Annotated in this window: 19 protein-coding genes; 8 read left to right on the plus strand and 11 right to left on the minus strand. The window is 53.6% G+C overall.

Annotated features, from left to right (window positions below):
- Positions 1 to 75 precede the first annotated feature (75 nt).
- The 3 genes from uvrC to HCH_RS18060 all read left to right on the plus strand — a co-directional run bounded on the left by uvrC (position 76) and on the right by HCH_RS18060 (position 3,049).
- A complete protein-coding gene (gene uvrC / locus HCH_RS18050; RefSeq protein ID WP_011397824.1) occupies positions 76 to 1,914 on the plus strand; it encodes an excinuclease ABC subunit UvrC in 1,839 nt (612 codons plus the stop codon).
- Positions 1,907 to 2,485: a CDP-diacylglycerol--glycerol-3-phosphate 3-phosphatidyltransferase gene (gene pgsA / locus HCH_RS18055; protein WP_041598770.1), complete on the plus strand. Its 579-nt coding sequence runs from the start codon at positions 1,907 to 1,909 to the stop codon at positions 2,483 to 2,485. The genes uvrC and pgsA overlap by 8 nt, the downstream gene beginning before the upstream one ends.
- A 267-nt stretch (positions 2,486 to 2,752) precedes the next feature.
- Positions 2,753 to 3,049, plus strand: a complete 297-nt coding sequence (locus HCH_RS18060) for a hypothetical protein (RefSeq protein WP_011397826.1) — start codon at positions 2,753 to 2,755, stop codon at positions 3,047 to 3,049.
- Between the two features lie 34 nt (positions 3,050 to 3,083).
- Here the strand turns inward: HCH_RS18060 and HCH_RS18065 are convergent, their stop codons facing one another.
- Entirely contained in the window at positions 3,084 to 3,830 is a 747-nt protein-coding gene (locus tag HCH_RS18065) for a L,D-transpeptidase family protein (protein ID WP_011397827.1), read from the minus strand.
- A 314-nt stretch (positions 3,831 to 4,144) separates the two neighbouring features.
- Between HCH_RS18065 and ftsH the strand changes: the two genes are divergently transcribed.
- Positions 4,145 to 6,004, plus strand: a complete 1,860-nt coding sequence (ftsH, locus tag HCH_RS18070) for an ATP-dependent zinc metalloprotease FtsH (protein ID WP_011397828.1) — start codon at positions 4,145 to 4,147, stop codon at positions 6,002 to 6,004.
- Between the two features lie 31 nt (positions 6,005 to 6,035).
- Here ftsH and HCH_RS18075 read toward each other — a convergent pair whose 3' ends face one another.
- The 4 genes from HCH_RS18075 to HCH_RS18090 form a co-directional block, all read right to left on the minus strand.
- The gene (locus tag HCH_RS18075) at positions 6,036 to 6,575 is read right to left on the minus strand and encodes an Hsp20/alpha crystallin family protein (RefSeq protein ID WP_011397829.1); all 540 of its coding nucleotides are present in this window, start codon (positions 6,573 to 6,575) and stop codon (positions 6,036 to 6,038) included.
- Between the two features lie 283 nt (positions 6,576 to 6,858).
- Positions 6,859 to 7,545 carry a hypothetical protein gene (locus HCH_RS18080; RefSeq protein WP_041598771.1) on the minus strand — a complete coding sequence of 229 codons (687 nt, stop codon included), beginning with the start codon at positions 7,543 to 7,545 and terminating at the stop codon, positions 6,859 to 6,861.
- 199 nt (positions 7,546 to 7,744) lie between these two features.
- A complete protein-coding gene (locus HCH_RS18085; RefSeq protein ID WP_148212614.1) occupies positions 7,745 to 8,071 on the minus strand; it encodes a hypothetical protein in 327 nt (108 codons plus the stop codon).
- Positions 8,072 to 8,134: 63 nt separating this feature from the next.
- Complete coding sequence (locus HCH_RS18090; RefSeq protein WP_011397833.1) at positions 8,135 to 8,758, minus strand: hypothetical protein; 624 nt, start codon at positions 8,756 to 8,758, stop codon at positions 8,135 to 8,137.
- 144 nt (positions 8,759 to 8,902) lie between these two features.
- Here HCH_RS18090 and HCH_RS18095 point away from each other — a divergent pair, with 144 nt between their 5' ends.
- Positions 8,903 to 9,205 carry a TfoX/Sxy family protein gene (locus HCH_RS18095; RefSeq protein ID WP_011397834.1) on the plus strand — a complete coding sequence of 101 codons (303 nt, stop codon included), beginning with the start codon at positions 8,903 to 8,905 and terminating at the stop codon, positions 9,203 to 9,205.
- Between the two features lie 91 nt (positions 9,206 to 9,296).
- Here HCH_RS18095 and HCH_RS18100 read toward each other — a convergent pair whose 3' ends face one another.
- On the minus strand, positions 9,297 to 9,788 hold the full coding sequence (locus HCH_RS18100; protein WP_011397835.1) for a GNAT family N-acetyltransferase: 492 nt from the start codon (positions 9,786 to 9,788) through the stop codon (positions 9,297 to 9,299).
- Positions 9,781 to 10,185, minus strand: a complete 405-nt coding sequence (locus HCH_RS18105) for a rhodanese-like domain-containing protein (RefSeq protein ID WP_011397836.1) — start codon at positions 10,183 to 10,185, stop codon at positions 9,781 to 9,783. Before HCH_RS18105 ends, HCH_RS18100 begins: the two co-directional genes overlap by 8 nt.
- 127 nt (positions 10,186 to 10,312) lie before the next feature.
- Between HCH_RS18105 and HCH_RS18110 the strand changes: the two genes are divergently transcribed.
- Together HCH_RS18110 and HCH_RS18115 are read left to right on the plus strand one after the other, a co-directional pair.
- Positions 10,313 to 11,284: a helix-turn-helix domain-containing protein gene (locus HCH_RS18110; protein WP_011397837.1), complete on the plus strand. Its 972-nt coding sequence runs from the start codon at positions 10,313 to 10,315 to the stop codon at positions 11,282 to 11,284.
- Positions 11,285 to 11,428: 144 nt separating this feature from the next.
- Positions 11,429 to 11,782, plus strand: coding sequence for a hypothetical protein (locus HCH_RS18115; RefSeq protein WP_011397838.1), 354 nt, complete (start codon positions 11,429 to 11,431; stop codon positions 11,780 to 11,782).
- A 17-nt stretch (positions 11,783 to 11,799) separates the two neighbouring features.
- Here the strand turns inward: HCH_RS18115 and HCH_RS18120 are convergent, their stop codons facing one another.
- From HCH_RS18120 to HCH_RS18130, 3 genes are all read right to left on the minus strand, one after another.
- Positions 11,800 to 12,573: a substrate-binding periplasmic protein gene (locus tag HCH_RS18120; RefSeq protein WP_011397839.1), complete on the minus strand. Its 774-nt coding sequence runs from the start codon at positions 12,571 to 12,573 to the stop codon at positions 11,800 to 11,802.
- Between the two features lie 152 nt (positions 12,574 to 12,725).
- Positions 12,726 to 13,010 carry a hypothetical protein gene (locus HCH_RS18125; protein ID WP_011397840.1) on the minus strand — a complete coding sequence of 95 codons (285 nt, stop codon included), beginning with the start codon at positions 13,008 to 13,010 and terminating at the stop codon, positions 12,726 to 12,728.
- A gap of 105 nt (positions 13,011 to 13,115) precedes the next feature.
- The gene (locus HCH_RS18130) at positions 13,116 to 13,430 is read right to left on the minus strand and encodes a hypothetical protein (RefSeq protein ID WP_011397841.1); all 315 of its coding nucleotides are present in this window, start codon (positions 13,428 to 13,430) and stop codon (positions 13,116 to 13,118) included.
- Between the two features lie 386 nt (positions 13,431 to 13,816).
- Here HCH_RS18130 and HCH_RS18135 point away from each other — a divergent pair, with 386 nt between their 5' ends.
- Positions 13,817 to 14,560: a substrate-binding periplasmic protein gene (locus HCH_RS18135; RefSeq protein WP_011397842.1), complete on the plus strand. Its 744-nt coding sequence runs from the start codon at positions 13,817 to 13,819 to the stop codon at positions 14,558 to 14,560.
- 569 nt (positions 14,561 to 15,129) lie between these two features.
- On the opposite strand, the gene HCH_RS18140 is transcribed toward HCH_RS18135, so the two are convergent.
- Positions 15,130 to 15,540, minus strand: a complete 411-nt coding sequence (locus HCH_RS18140) for a hypothetical protein (protein ID WP_041598773.1) — start codon at positions 15,538 to 15,540, stop codon at positions 15,130 to 15,132.

Raw genomic sequence — 15,540 nt, forward strand, 5'->3', positions numbered from 1 at the left:
CGCCCGCCCCCAGCGCCGATTCGACCACGACGGAATCGGCGCAATTAACAATAACCCGACAAAAAATCCTGATCGGTGGAATCACAGTCCATTTTCGACGCTAAATCATTTCTCAAACAACTCACCACGCGTCCCGGCGTCTATCGCATGATGGACGCCCGCGGCGAGGTGTTGTACGTCGGCAAGGCGCGCAATCTGAAAAACCGCGTCAGCAGTTATTTCCGCAACACCGGCGTCAGCATCAAGACCCGTGCGTTGGTGGAGAAAATCGCCGACATTGAAATCACCATCACCCACAGCGAAACCGAAGCGCTGCTGCTTGAACAGAATCTGATCAAGACGCTAAAGCCGCCCTATAACATTCTGCTGCGGGATGATAAATCCTATCCCTATATCTATCTGTCGTCCCATGACGAATATCCCTCGCTGACGTTTCGGCGGGTGCGCCAGAAAAAGACAGGCAAGGGCCGCTTCTTCGGCCCCTACACCAGCGCCGCCGCCGTACGCGAAAGCCTGGCGCTGCTACAGAAGATTTTCCGCATCCGCCAGTGTGAGGACAGTTTTTTCAGTAACCGCTCCCGTCCCTGCCTGCAACATCAGATTGGGCGCTGCAGCGCGCCCTGCGTGGGGTTGATCGATCCGCAGAGCTATGCGGAAGATATGTCACACGCCACCATGTTTCTGGAGGGGCGTAACCCGGAAATCATTAACGAAACCATCCAGCAGATGGAGGTCGCTTCGGCGCAATTGGATTTTGAGCGGGCGGCGGTGCTGCGCGATCAGGTGGACTATCTGCGCCGCGTGCAGGAGCAGCAGGCGATTGAAGGCGTGGCTCGCGACATCGACGCCTTCGCACTCTCGTCATCATTGGAATTAGTAGTGGTGCATGGCCTGTTTATCCGCGCCGGTCGCGTGGTCGGCAGCAAATCTTTCTATTTGTCGGAGAGACTGGAAAGCGATGACGGCGACCTGTTGTCCTCCTTCCTCAACCAATACTACTTCGGCGAGCATGCTATCTATGGTCTGCCCCAGGAAATCACTACTACCGTCGGACTGACGGATAAGGACGCGCTGAAAGCCGCCTTCAAAGAAGTTTTCAACCGTAACGTCCGGATCGAGCACAATGTGCGCAGCAACCGGGCGGAATGGCTGCATCTGGCGCAGACCAACGCCAATCAGGCGCTGAGTACGCGCATGCAGTCGCAGGACGCGCAGCTGCAACGCTGGCAGTCATTCTGCGACGCGCTGAACCTGGAAGCTTCCGTGAAGCGGGTGGAATGCTTTGACGTCAGCCACACCTTCGGCGAAGCCACCGTCGCGTCCTGCGTGGTGTTCGGCCCGGAAGGGGCGATCAAGGACCTGTACCGCCGATACAATATCAAGGATGTGCCCGCCGGCGACGATTATCACGCCATGGAGCAGGCGCTGACGCGACGCTACAGCAAGCTGAAAGACAGCGACGTCGGCCTGCCGGACATCATTCTGATCGACGGCGGCAAGGGGCAGCTCGGCATCGCCCATCAAGTCTTTGACGAACTGCAGATCACCGGCGTGACGCTGATTGGCGTCGCCAAAGGCGTAACGCGGAAACCCGGCATGGAAACCTTGTTCATTTCCGCGGATAATTCGATCCTGAATCTGCCGGGCGACTCCACCGCCCTGCATCTGATTCAGCAGATCAGGGATGAGGCTCACCGGTTTGCGATCACTGGACACCGGAACCAGCGCAATAAAAAGCGAACGCAATCGGTTTTAGACGCCGTGCCCGGCATCGGTCCCAAACGCAGACGGGACCTGCTCAACTATTTCGGCAGCGTGCGCAACATAGAACGAGCCAGCCTCGAAGAAATCAAGCGCGTGCCTGGCATTAGTGAAGTGATAGCTCAAACAATTTATGCAGCCTTCCATGAATAAACGCTCAAGAAAGTCGGTTTTTCTCAATTTTCCCAACATCCTGACCTTGGGCAGACTCGTCCTGATTCCGGTCATCGTCGTCATTTATTACCTTCCCTTTCAGGGCAATTATGTTGTGGCGGCTGCGATTTTCGCCCTGGCGGCGGCGACGGACTGGCTGGACGGCTACCTGGCCCGACGCTGGAATCAAATGACGCCCTTTGGCGCGTTTCTCGACCCGGTGGCGGATAAAGTGATCGTGGCGGTAGCGCTGGCCATGCTGGTGGAAGCTCACCACAATCTGATCCTTACCGCTCCCGCCATTGTTATTATTGGACGGGAAATCGTCATTTCCGCCCTGCGGGAATGGATGGCGGAAATGGGCAAACGCGCCAGCATCGCGGTGAACTTTATCGGCAAAGTCAAAACCAGCTGCCAGATGCTCGCCATCACTGCCCTGCTCGCGTTCCCCCCGGAGATGAAAGAAGCCTGGGCGGGCTTGGCGCTGCTCTATATCGCCGCCCTGCTCACACTCTGGTCCATGTTCGTGTATCTGCGGGCGGCCTGGCCGGAGCTGACCCGGGATTCCTGATTCCCCGCACTGTCTGAAGGTCTACTGGCGTATTGCCTGAAGGTATATTGACGCCCTGCGCCAGACCTTCGCGGCGACCTGAAGTTACCCACTGGTTACTTGGTCGTCGCTCCCGCTGCACAATGAAACACCTGACCGCGAAACCGCAACAGGCTGATAACAAAGCGCCTGGTCGCCAATCTGATGTAACAAAAATATTACCGGGAAAACTGGCGAAACCTCACTCCTTGGCCAAGACTTGATTGTAAGGGTGTAGAGGTGGCGAATATGAAGGATGCAATAAGTAAACTAAAACCCGCCAAAGCCAAGGCGGTCATTGACAGCTTCGAAAACTCATGGATGATCTGGGAAATGGTCAGGGAGGCCAAGGCTCACGGTAGATGCGAACGCAAAATAGTCGTCGACCGCGATTTTTCCCCTCTTGAACTTGAACAGGCGTTTCGTTGCCTGGGCCTGAGTTTCGGATCTTTCGTGGACAAGAAAGTGGATATGGCCGAGTGGTTTTTATGGCTGGTCTGCCCCGAAACCATCGTTTCCTACGCAGAGCCGGACCCGCCTTATTGAAGCGTCTGGCGACGCTCCATGTAACATTGAAATCTTAACTGGATTTGACGTCGCTGACGGCGAAAGGCCGCAGTGACTGCTCAATATCCTGATACAGCTCTGGCAACCAGGCGGGCGCGCTCTGTGGCGTCGCCTCCGGGGCGCGCATGCGGAAGTCATGAGGAGCGATGATCACGTCAATATTAGTCACTCCCACTCGGTTAGCCAGAATAAACAAATCCTCCACCGCCGGGTCGCCCATCGCGAGACAGCCCACGGATGACGCCTTGCCATGTATAAAGATATCTCCGCCCGGCGACGTACGCCCTTCCGCCTGAGCATGTTTGAGGTCAAACGGACTGGGATAGTTCAGTTTCATGGAAAGATGGAAGCTGCTGTTGGGATTGAAGCCTTCAATCCGGTAAAAACCCTCCGGCACCTGCCGATCCCCTTCCCGTAACTTGGGACCGGCGACGCCGCTGGCGGCTTGAATGGGATAGGCGCTGACCAGAACCTGTACGCCGTCCTGCTCCGCCCATAACTCCAAGCGCTTCTCTTCCTTAAACGCCAACAGGGTAATACGCTGCGGCGGATAGGTTACGCCCGCCCTGGCGAAAGCGTCCTGCAAGCCAGGCTCCACCACTGGTCCGATATTGCGCATCACATCATCGACTGTCCGTCGTCCTTTCAGATCCAGATACAGAGGAACCCAGACCGAGCGTCCAAACTTATAAAAACAGGTCAGGGCCAATGTCGCCGCCAGCGATACGCCCACCATTACAAATTTGAACTTCTTCGACATATCGCCCACTCCGCTCAACGCCCCATTGGACCCAACCATGACATTTACGCCGCCAGATCATAATGACTCGCGACATTCACCTCAACTCATTAGCCTCGCCTCATTCTTCTCGCCTCAACTTTATGCGCGCCGTTAACCCCGAAATCTTCTACGCGCTGCTATATTCAAAGTGAGGGACGGTCGCGTTTACTGGAGCCTGGTGAAACAGCGGCTGGCGCGCCCGCTATGAGTGGCCACAAGATGCGGTGCGTCAAAGCGGCGGAAATCTCTCTCGATATGATGAGCAACTGAATCAGTGAGTTAACGGACAGCGCATGAGCAATACTGATCCTCAACCACCACAGAAGCTGCCTTTGAACTGGGTTGTCTGGACGCTGGCGGTCGCTTTGATGCTGTATTATCTGCCCGCCATGCGCGACCGCCCGGAGCCCGCCATCAAGCTACCCTATAGCGAATTCAGAATGCTGTTGCGAGAAGGGCAAATCAGTAGCGTCACCCTGCGCGGCAGTGAACTTGACGGCAAATTCATCACTCCCCGCATGTTCCCGGAGCAACGCCGTCAATACTCCCGATTTTTGACGCAACTGCCGGATTTTGGCAATGAAGCCATATTGGCGGAGCTAGAGGAGCAGAATATTCCGCTGGAGGTGAAAGAAGGCCATGACGCCAGCAGTTCCAAGGTGATTTTGCTGTCCTATCTGCCCTGGATCATGTTCATGATCATCCTGTTCTGGCTGTCCCGGCGCACCTTTCGCAACTTTTCCGGCCGGGGCGGCGCTTTTGATTTTGACAAACGCCTGGAGACCCAGTTTGAGTGTCAAAAGCCGGACACCACTTTCGACGAGGTCGCCGGCCAGACGAACGCCAAACGGGAAGTGCAGGAGTTGGTGGAATACCTGCGCGACCCTGACCGCTTTCACCGCGTCGGCGCTCTGGCTCCGCGGGGCGTATTGCTGATGGGCCCGCCCGGAACCGGCAAGACCCTGCTGGCCCGCGCCCTGGCAGGAGAGGCTGGCGTCAATTTCTACCCCATGTCCGCGTCTGAATTTATTGAAGTTTTCGTCGGCGTCGGCGCATCACGAGTGCGCCAGCTATTCAAAATCGCCAAGGAGAACTCCCCCAGCATCATTTTCATTGATGAACTCGACAGCGTCGGCCGCACGCGCGGCGCAGGCTACGGCGGAGGCCATGACGAAAGAGAGCAAACCCTGAACCAGATACTCGCAGAAATGGATGGTTTCGCCGGCCACGATGCAGTCATCGTATTGGCCGCCACCAATCGCCCGGACGTACTGGACCCGGCGCTGATGCGCCCAGGCCGGTTCGATCGCCACGTCACCCTGGATTTACCGGACCAGGAGGGCCGCGTCGCCATTCTCAAAGTACACGCCAGACACATTCCACTGGCGGACGACGTCAACCTCAATCAGGTGGCGGCGGGAACGCCGGGATTCTCTGGCGCTGACCTGAAAAACCTGATTAACGAAGCCGCCATCCAGGCCGCGCGGGAAAATCGGGATCACGTGCACAGTCTGGATTTCGATATCGCCCGGGATAAGATCATCATGGGCGCAGAGCGCACTCTGATTATTCCTCCAGATGAGAAGCATCGTCTCGCCGTGCATGAATCCGGACACACGCTGGTCGCCTATTACCTGCCCAACACCGATCCTCTGTACAAAGTCTCCATCGTCCCGCATGGACGCAGCTTGGGCGGCACCCACCAACTACCGCTGCAGGAACGACATACTTATCCTGAAGAGTATCTGCGCGACAAGCTGGCGGTGATGCTGGCGGGCCGTATCGCCGAGCGTGAACTGCTGGGCAGCGTCAGCACCGGCGCTGACGACGATATCCATCAGGCGACGGGGCTCGCCCGCGCCATGGTCAGCCGCTGGGGCATGTCGAAAGAAGTGGGCCCAGTGGATTTGCGCGACAGCGAAGAACACCCTTTCCTCGGCCGCGAAATGGCCCAGCCGCACCACCACAGCGAGTTCTCAGCGGAAATCATCGACAAGGCCGTACGCGAGCTGCTGGTGGCGGCGGAAACCACCGCCGCCGACCTGATCAGCACGCATAGAGAAAAGCTGGACAGACTGGTGGCGTTGCTGGAGCGGTCGGAAACGCTGCATAAGGCGCAGATAGATGAGTGCCTGCAAACCGGGGCGTCGTAACGCCCCGATTTAATCCATCCTCAGGAAAGCGTCAATCGCCTTTGATTTCCACTTCCCTGCCCTTCACCGCCACTTCACCGGACTTGGGCACTTTCAAGGTCAACACGCCGTTTTTGAAACTTGCGAGCAAACGTTCGCCATCGGCGTTATCGGGCAAAGTGAGGATACGCATAAAACTGCCGTAGCTACGCTCCACGCAGTGATAATCCTCTCTCTTTTCTTCCGACTCATGCTTCTTTTCACCGCTGATTGTTAACCGCTGGCCATCCAGGCTGACTTTCACATCCTCCTTGGAAACGCCAGGCAGTTCAACGCTGATACTGTATGACTCTTTTCCTTCGGAAATATCCAGATTGGGCTTCAGTAATCCCGCCCATTCCCGTCTCAAGCCGAACTCCGGCAGCTCGGGGTATTTAAAGGAGTGCAGCATATCATCAAAAAGGCGATCCATTTCCTGACGGAACCTCGCCATGGGATAGTTACTGGATTGACGAGAACTGACGGGGACTTCACTCGCTGTTTTTCCTTCCTGGTGCAGCCAGTTCCAGGGAGACCATTTCTTCAGATTCATATTGACCTCCTCGCTTCTTTTTCTATGGATAAATGCGTGGCCGACGCATATCTATATGCAGACGCCGACACAAAAACAGTGTAGCGCTGCAAGGTATCTTGATGGGAAGGAGTCAGGTTGAATTTTGATGGAGATCAACTGATTTTTAGTTGATTAATCCATATCAAACTCTGTGCTGAGCGCATTCTTTTATAACGCCAAAGCAAGAAATATTTCCATCGTTATCAAGGCATTATAAGCAGTCCCGCAAACCTGGCGCTTGCGGGAGAGACCTCGTCGCTGTTTATACGAAGGTGTCCGCCACCAATGTGGGTTTGGCGGGATCAAAGCGCACGACGCCCGTATGGGCGTCCATGGCGGTGGCGTGACTGACCACCACCCAGCCGCTGTTGCGGTAGTACAAAAAGTTAAACGCCACCGGAAGATTAAGGCCAGGCAGATTGTCATTGCCATACTGACTGAAATCAAAGACCGAAATGACGTTGGGCGTCACGGCGCTGATCAGGTTATTGACCCCGACATTACCGGGATGCTGGTGGTGATAGACGCGAAAGTAAGCGCCGCCCAGGGGCGATTCTGTAATGAAGAAGGCGCAACCGTTCATCGCTGCAGTAAACACAAATCGGTGCTGAGGATTATGCCTTGGCGCGTCGACAAATCCCGGCAGTCCCGCGCCGTTGACATAGGGACACCAGTAACCGGTCAGCGCGCTGTCATTCGCAGGGTGATCGTGGATCACCGCAAACCTTGATTGACGTCGACCACCCACTGGCGTCGCCGCGGGCTGCAAGTCGAAACTTCCCATCTTCGTGTACGGCAACAGGTCCACTGCGGCCCTTTCAGCCATGGATACGCTCTGCGGGTTGTTATTGCGTCTCTGGATATGCTCATCGAACCAGCGATGATTGATCGTATTGTTATTCAAAAACGCAATGGGATCGCTTATGAACTGGGTATTGCGGTTATCCACGTTACAACTCCTTGATATGGCTGAATATAAGCTCACTGCACAATACAAGTCCAAGCGCCTGGACGCCATCAAACCCGCCATTAAAAATTCATCATGTCGCCGTCATTTTTGGAGACTTAGATCACGCTACTGCAGCCTCTACTATACGACCATAAGTAAGACGCACGGGAGAGGAATGTAGACGATCAGCCTGACCAAGTCACCCCGGATTTCCACTTGGCATATTCTCCAGATCCTTGGCGCGTTTCAGGTGCTCCAGTAAGGCGGACAGCTTTTGATTGACCGCTTTCTCCAGCACCCAGCGTTGCCCGCCGTATAAAATCACGGGACAGCTGTCCGACCAGTCGTAGACATGACCACAGTGGGAACAGGCGTGAGGCCAGCGCACGTGAAAAATGGACTCGGGCATCTGAGTCAGATAGTCCCGAATTTCCGGGTGGTCGTCAGTGGCCCGCAATACACCCAGCCAGCACTTCTTACAGCGCCACTCTTCCAACTCAGCTCTGATGGGTTTGGTCTTTCTCATGCGAAATACTGTATATAAATACAGCATTAAAGAAAAGTCCTTTTCACTTCCGCAGTGTGTTTTCTATTGCAGAATGGCGATCGTATCCCGGCAACGACGAATGATGTCGAGCTGCATTAGACTGGCCAAGCGCCCTTCGCTGTCCCGTATCTGTTTGCGCAGAAAGAATGGCGCCACCAAAGAAATGAGCACGCCAACCGAAGAAACCGCCGGAAAGATCAGTGCGATTTTGTAGGCGGCGGTGTCGCCGGAGAAATGCTGAACGGATTCCGCCAGGGCCCACGCCACCAGAAAGAAAGCGAAGAAACACAGAGGCAGCGCCCAGCGCGCGGTTTTGTCCCGTTTGATATCCTCTTTAATGCTCTGGGTGTGCTGATCAAACATCTTGAGCAGGCTCTGCCAGATGTCTCTGGCGATGGCCTCCGTATTCACCCGGTTTTGCTGGATGGAGCCGATGCGAAACAGCAGCGGACGCTCAGGTTTGACCTTTTCCAGCGCATAGACATCCAGATATTCCAGCCGCCCGCTTTCCGGACTCACCAGATCAATCTCGCCTCCCGCCAGGTTCAATCTGCAGATCACCTGCCCTTTTTGCACTGTTTGCCCAATTGCGGCGATGGGATAGATAGAGCGTACGCGTAACATATCAAGCAGCGTTACATCCGGCAGATGAACGGCTATCTCCATGAACTGGCCTCATTTATAAACAGCGCTGCGGCAGCGTTTCTTTTGTCAACGATTCAAATATAGCCCTATTCCCGGGTTCGGGCGAAATGGTGATAATATGGCCTCGCCGGGCGTCCTGCCTCATTGTTCAGAGACTCCATCATTATGCGCCTCAGAGACCTTAAAGGGCTTGGACCCAAGTCAGAAAAAGACCTCGTCGACATTGGCGTCGATACGCCGGAAAAGCTCAGGGAAATTGGTCCGGTCAGAGCGTTCCTGCGACTAAAACAAGCAAGCGCTAGAAAGCCCAGCCTTAACTTTTTATACGCCATGGTCGGCGCCGTGGAAGACCGTCACTGGATGGAAATCGCCAAATCGGAAAAAACACGTTTGCTAACGGAGCTTGAGGGCTACCGTGAGCTGGAGGAAATACTGCGTGCGGAAGGATTGAGCCTGGAGCAGGATTAACCGGCGGCGCGGATGGAGAGGGGCAAGCGATCCCACGCGCATCCATGCGCCAGGGAGCTGACATGACGATACAGCCGCCACGTAAATACCTTCATTCGTAACCGGCCAGCCTGGAAATTTCTGACGCATTGAGGCTGAATATGCGCCAGTTATCCTCACATTTGGCGCCTTGAGAACGATAGAACATCGCCGCCGGTTCGTTCGTGGCCAGGACATCCCAGCGGATCTTGCGTCCCCCCTCGCGCAGACACTCCCGCGCCAACGCCGCCATCAGTTTTCCGCCAAGTCCCAGGTAGCGATATGGCGGCTCGATAAACAGCTCCTTAACGTAAACCCAGGGCGTCAGGTCGTAGGTGAACGGCAGGTAGTAGTACACCAGCATGCCCACCGCCTGGCCATCCGACTCTGCCACGTAGACGCCGAAATCGCGATTGACGAATAAGCGTCGCTCCAGCTCCTCCAGCGTGACCGCAAAGTCCTCGGCGTAGCCTTCAAACTCGGCCAGCTGCCGCATCATGCTCAGCAGGCGCGGTCCGTCTTCCGGTCGCGCCGGGCGTATGACGCAGGGATTGTCGCTAGGCATCCGCATCCGTCTCCAAAGTGAAGCCTTCATCAATCCATCCCGTCACGCCGCCGATCATTTTCTTGACCGGACGTTGCAGACTCGCCAGCTTGATCGCCGCCTTCTCCGTCGCATTACAGTGCGGGCCGGCGCAATACACCACAAACAGAGTATCCGCAGGATACGCCGCCAGATTCTGCTCGTTCAGACGCGTATACGGCAGGCTGATGGAGCCGGCGATATGGCCTTTGCGATAGGCTTCATCGCCTCTCACGTCCAGCAACACAAAGTCCTGTCGCTTATTACTGATCGCATGATGAACGTCCCAACAGTCGGTTTCAAACTGTAATAGCGCCTGAAAATGCGCCAACGCGGTTTGGCTGTCTGCGGCGGGAATTCTGGATACAACAGATGACATAGAGTTCTCCTTTGGGTTAGTGCGTGATCATTATTGGCTTTCCCACGACAAGTCGCCATTGGCTTGAAAGACATTGTTCGTTAATATCAAGCCAATATCTATTGAGGAGTGGAAGGGAAGATAGTCGATGCATAACGTGGCCATTCTGGCGTTTGAAGACGTGGCGTTTTTTGAGCTGGGCTGCGCGGTGGAACTGTTCGCCCTGCCCCGTCCTGGCGTCGAAGACTGGTATCAATGCGATCTCGTCTCCTTCACTCCCGGACCATTGACCACCACCTCAGGGTTTCAGATCTGCGCCCGTCAGGTGGACAATCTCGATGCCTTCAGCACCTTGGTCATTCCCAGCTGGCCCACCCAGCTCACTGACATCCCCGTCCCCATCGCCGCCGCCGTCACGCGCTTTTACGAACAGGGCAAACGCGTGCTGTCTCTCTGCTCCGGGGCCTTTCTGCTGGCGGAACTCGGATTGCTCGAAGGACGTCAGGCGACAACCCACTGGCGTTACGGCGAAAAGTTTAAAAGCCGCTATCCCGGCGTCGACTATCAGGATGACGTGCTCTATGTATACGACGGACAAATAGGCTGCTCAGCGGGTAGTTCCGCTGCGATAGACCTTTGTCTGGAGGTGATTCGCGACGATTATGGCTATAAAGTCGCCAACCGTATGGCGCGGGGCATGGTGCTGTCCGCTCACCGCAAAGGCGGTCAGGCCCAGTTCGCGGAAACGCCGGTGCCGGAAAACAACAGCCAATTTAACAACGCCATCGATTGGGCGCTGCAAAACCTGGACAAGACTATCGACATCAATCTGTTCGCTCAAAAAGCCAGTATGTCCCGCCGCACTTTCGACCGTAAATTCAGGGCGGATTTTAATATCACGCCCAAAGAGTGGCTGACGCACCAGCGCCTGAATCTGGCCAAAGAAATTCTGGAAAATCAAAACTACAGCATCGAAAAAGTCGCCGCACTCTCCGGCTTTGACAACGCCGCCACCATGCGCCACCACTTCCGCAAAGAATTCGGCATCACGCCGACATTGCACAGGAAGAACTTTAGTCCGCTGGTGAATGGGATCATGGTCGGTGACAGTACTCCGTAGTATTACCTAGAACATACTGACTTTTTCGGTAACCCTACGAATACGCTCAAGCCGTTATTCGGCTTACTCTATTTGGACACCCCGTTCCTGCTCGCACGCGGATCAACATAGAAATTTTGACGTTTTCAATGGGGAACCTTCGTTTTGATAAAAAGCTTCATCACCAAACTGACGGTCGCCAACACGGAGCAGTTCACCGCATTTACCCCTTCAGAGGAACGCTCTCGGCTTAGCGCTTATCTCTACATCATGTCAGGAAAAATTATTGAGACAGCGGGGAGACATAACCAAATCTCCATCGCCAAAAAAGCCGTTGAGCTACATCGCTGGTATGGGATGGCTCTGAACAACGCGGATATCAGCGCAATGCAGCAGTTTATTGAGCAGCAGATGGCGTCGAACGACTACCCTGAGAACAGTCTGTTCCGCAAGTGGGCCACTTATTACTACAAACATTTCAATATCACCGAGCCCCAGGAAGATATTCCGCAAAGATAAAGGCTTGCGCAGTAGCGTCACTCCAGGGGGAATTGCCCCAGGAAACGTTTGAAGACGTCCGCTACAAAGCCGGACTCCTCCAGTTTCTTGAGCGACGGGTCATAGCCGGCCTGCAGCTTCGCCATGTCCGGATGCACGGAGGCTTTCACGAATACGTTGTAGTAAGGACGGCTGACAAGGGGTTTGGGCAGGTAGGTAATGAGCTTATCCAAACCTCTCTGGCGCAAATCGTATAGCGCTTCCTGAGTGTTCATCGGCGCGGCTTCTATACGCCGGTTCAGCAGCATCTCCACCAGCAACGTATGACGGCTCACCTTGACGATATTCAAATCTGAATTCCAGAATTCCGGCGTGTAGGCCCACTCGTTCACAGCGCCGATACGGAGGTTTTTCAGGTCTTCCAGCGTGTTGAAGGTGATATAAGGTTGATTGTCTGTGAGGACAAAGAAGTGCCAGCTCAAGTCTTTGTACGCCACCTGAGGGTAATTCAAATACTCCGCACGCTCTTCCTTAAAAGAAAAGCTCATCACCAAGTCCACTCGGCCCTGATGGGCCTCACGGATAATCCGGGCGCCGGACTCTATCAACTGAAACTCGTGTTCAATCGACAGATCGTTGAGAATGGCTCTGACAATCTCAACATCAATGCCCGTGTATACGCCATTCAGCTCCATTCGATAACGCAGTTCAGGCGTTCCTACCACGATAAGCGGCCTGGCTCCCGCCCCCAACGCAAGCGACAGCAGGACAACAACCGCCAATCCCCTGAACCACCTTAGGAATACCGCCATAAGACTCCTTCATTCAGAGAAGCACTGGTCTGTATAGATAAGCTTAGACGGTCGACGAGGAGGCGGCAATGAACCCGGGGATATGCCGCCGCTTAGTCGAAAAGTAGTCGTCCACACGGATAACCATCGGGCGGCCTGTTGTGAGGCGGACGCTAAAAATCGTCCGGCATGGCGTTTTCCATCCAGTCTCGGTCAATGTCCGAACCGTCCCACCTCGCAGCGACCTGATCGATCAACTCCTGAACCGTACCACCCTGAATATCAACCTCCGTTCCCATACCGAAAAAAGAGTACAACACGTCTTCATAGAAGTTTTCCGGGTCCACGTCGTATTCATTCGGATCAAAGGCCAGGATTTCCTCGTCCGACTTATCGTCATCATAGTTATCGCGGTAGATCTCCAGGATATGCTGGGTCGCTTTTTCTTTCAGCGTCATTCTCTTTCTCCTCTGTGGAAACGTATTTCAAAGGCATAATGGCAAGGTTCTGGCGCAGGGGCAATTGAATGGCTATGAGCTGTATAGATGATGTGTCTCGCCCCGTTAACTTTCACTCAAAGCATCGTCAACACTGACGACCTTGATACGCCGCCCCACTCTTGCGTACGAAATCAGCCACAGCCCGGCAAAAAACGCGGTTGCGTCCATATGCTCAAAAGGCGTCTGAAACGGCTCTATAAACTCACTCACAAAATATATCACTACGCCGACGGCTCCCAGCAGATTATAAAATAGCGATAACCGACGCGAGACCAATGGCGCAGGGGCTTTATTTTTCGCCAAAGAAGCGGGGGTCACCAGCAGCGCAATAAGTAGTGGCAGCGTAGTCAAAAATGCAGAATCATAAAAATCGAGCATGCTTTCTCCCTCTTTATAGCGCCATTGAAGGCCAAAAAATGAGCGCCTGACACAAATACGGTTGTGTCTTTAGCAACGCCTTCCCAACAACCCAATAACAAGCGTCAGACGTGGCGCGCCTGTATAAAAATAACACTGATCATAAATTGTAAAAATTCCCGGAAGCCCTACGGAATAAAGGGAAGCCAGCGTTTTCCAAAGAGATATCCACAGGTTGTGTGGATATCCAGAGCCGTAAAACAGGTCAAATAGCAGGCAATATCGAAAAAGTTAACCGCCCGAGCGCGGAATTTGAACAGTCATTGGATAATCCCGTCGCCTTAAGCTATCTATTTCTATACTTACAGCAAAGAAAACAACTCGCTACTTTTCAACATGGACCGGCTATGAAAAAACTTTATTTGGCGTTAATCAGCCTCGTCATGATGTCAGGCATAGTTAAAGCAGAGACGGTAGAACTCGTCACCCTGCAATACCCTCCTTATCAGTATCAGGAAGAAGATGAGGTTCAAGGTCTGGTTGTGGATATTGTATATGAAGCCTTTCGCCGTGTGGGCATGGACACCAACATCCGCCTGAACGCCTGGCCCCGCTCATTGGAGATGGTGAGAAGCGGACAGGCCGACGCCATCTTCACCGCGTACAAAACTCCCGAACGCGAAGAGTTTCTGTATTACTCCAACGTCATATTAATGCCCCAGGAAATCGTCCTGTTCGCCAAAAAAGACAGCAACATCAGCTTCAATGGCGACCTGACCGCCCTCGCCAACGTAAAAATCGGTGTGGTGCGCGACATCAGCTACGGCAGCACCTTCGACGAAGCCCGTAAAAACGGCATGTTCAAACAAATCTCCGAAACCACTAACCTAGAGCAGAGCGTTAAAAAACTCGAATCCGGACGCATCGACCTGCTCATCAGCAACAAATACACCGCCCTGGCGATGTTCAAAAACCTCGGCTTCGCCGGTCAGTTCAAAGAACTCACCCCCTCCATCCAAAGCGTCCCCAGCTACATCGCCTTCTCAAAAAAGAAAGACCTCGCCGGCCTACGGGACAAATTCGACGCTGCGTTGAAAGAGATGATGTCGGACGGGAGTTATGACAAGTATTTGAGTGCTTATTCTGATTAGGGGGCTCTACAAAATTGAGATAACGGGAGATAAGTAAGTACCCAATAGTGATCAAGCACTAGCGCGGCAAGTGGCGGTCACTCTCGACGTACTTCATGCATCCTGATTATGTGCGAGCCGCCATTTATACCACCAACACAGTAGAGGCGGCGCAGCGGCAATTTCTCAAATTCGCTTCTTTCGACATCCTATTCTAGACTCCCTCGCGGGAGTCCTGCCTTACGGAACAGAATAGGGTTCCTAGGCTCCTTTACACTGGTGACACGCCACCCATGATGCACTATCTGGAGAGAACAGCTTGGTCACATATCGTTTTGGTTGGAGCTTATCAGCCTCTTTAGCTCCTTAAAATTTACGATGCTTGCAGAGATTCACCTGCGCTGACCACAGCCTTCCTTAACCCAGTCACCGCCTTGAGGCTTACAATTTCAATGGTTGCTTCACGGCTCTCACTACGGAGTTCCTCGGCTACATTGTCCTCAACGCTTTGCAGTATTGCGTCGATGCCATATTAAACTCTAAGCCAGATTTTTCCATGGAGTAAAACCAACACTGTCTAGAACAACATGTTAAACATCACTGAACTCAACAATCCCTCTAGAAACATGCCATCCCATCAGACTACATTCTTCAAATATGTAGTTGACTGATCTTATAACATGCTCAGTCAACTCTACTTCGACAATATCGACTATTTTACTGTCCTCAATAGTTATCAATGCACAGTTATAGGGCTTGTCGCAAGAAGGACATTCCCAAGCTTCGATTAACTTTAACGAATTCCCCCTATGTTCCATATAACATCGATAACCACTTGACTCCACATCTGAATCAAGCTTCACTTCATCACCTATACCAAGATTCCTCATATCGGAATATCGTTGAATCTTGGTTTGCATACCTGTAGTCTCATCTGCGGGAGATACCTCTCCGCATTTAGGACATTTAAGATTTCCAACGAAATAATCAAACGAACTCAC

It is taken from the genome of Hahella chejuensis KCTC 2396, assembly GCF_000012985.1.
GTDB classification, from domain to species: domain Bacteria; phylum Pseudomonadota; class Gammaproteobacteria; order Pseudomonadales; family Oleiphilaceae; genus Hahella; species Hahella chejuensis.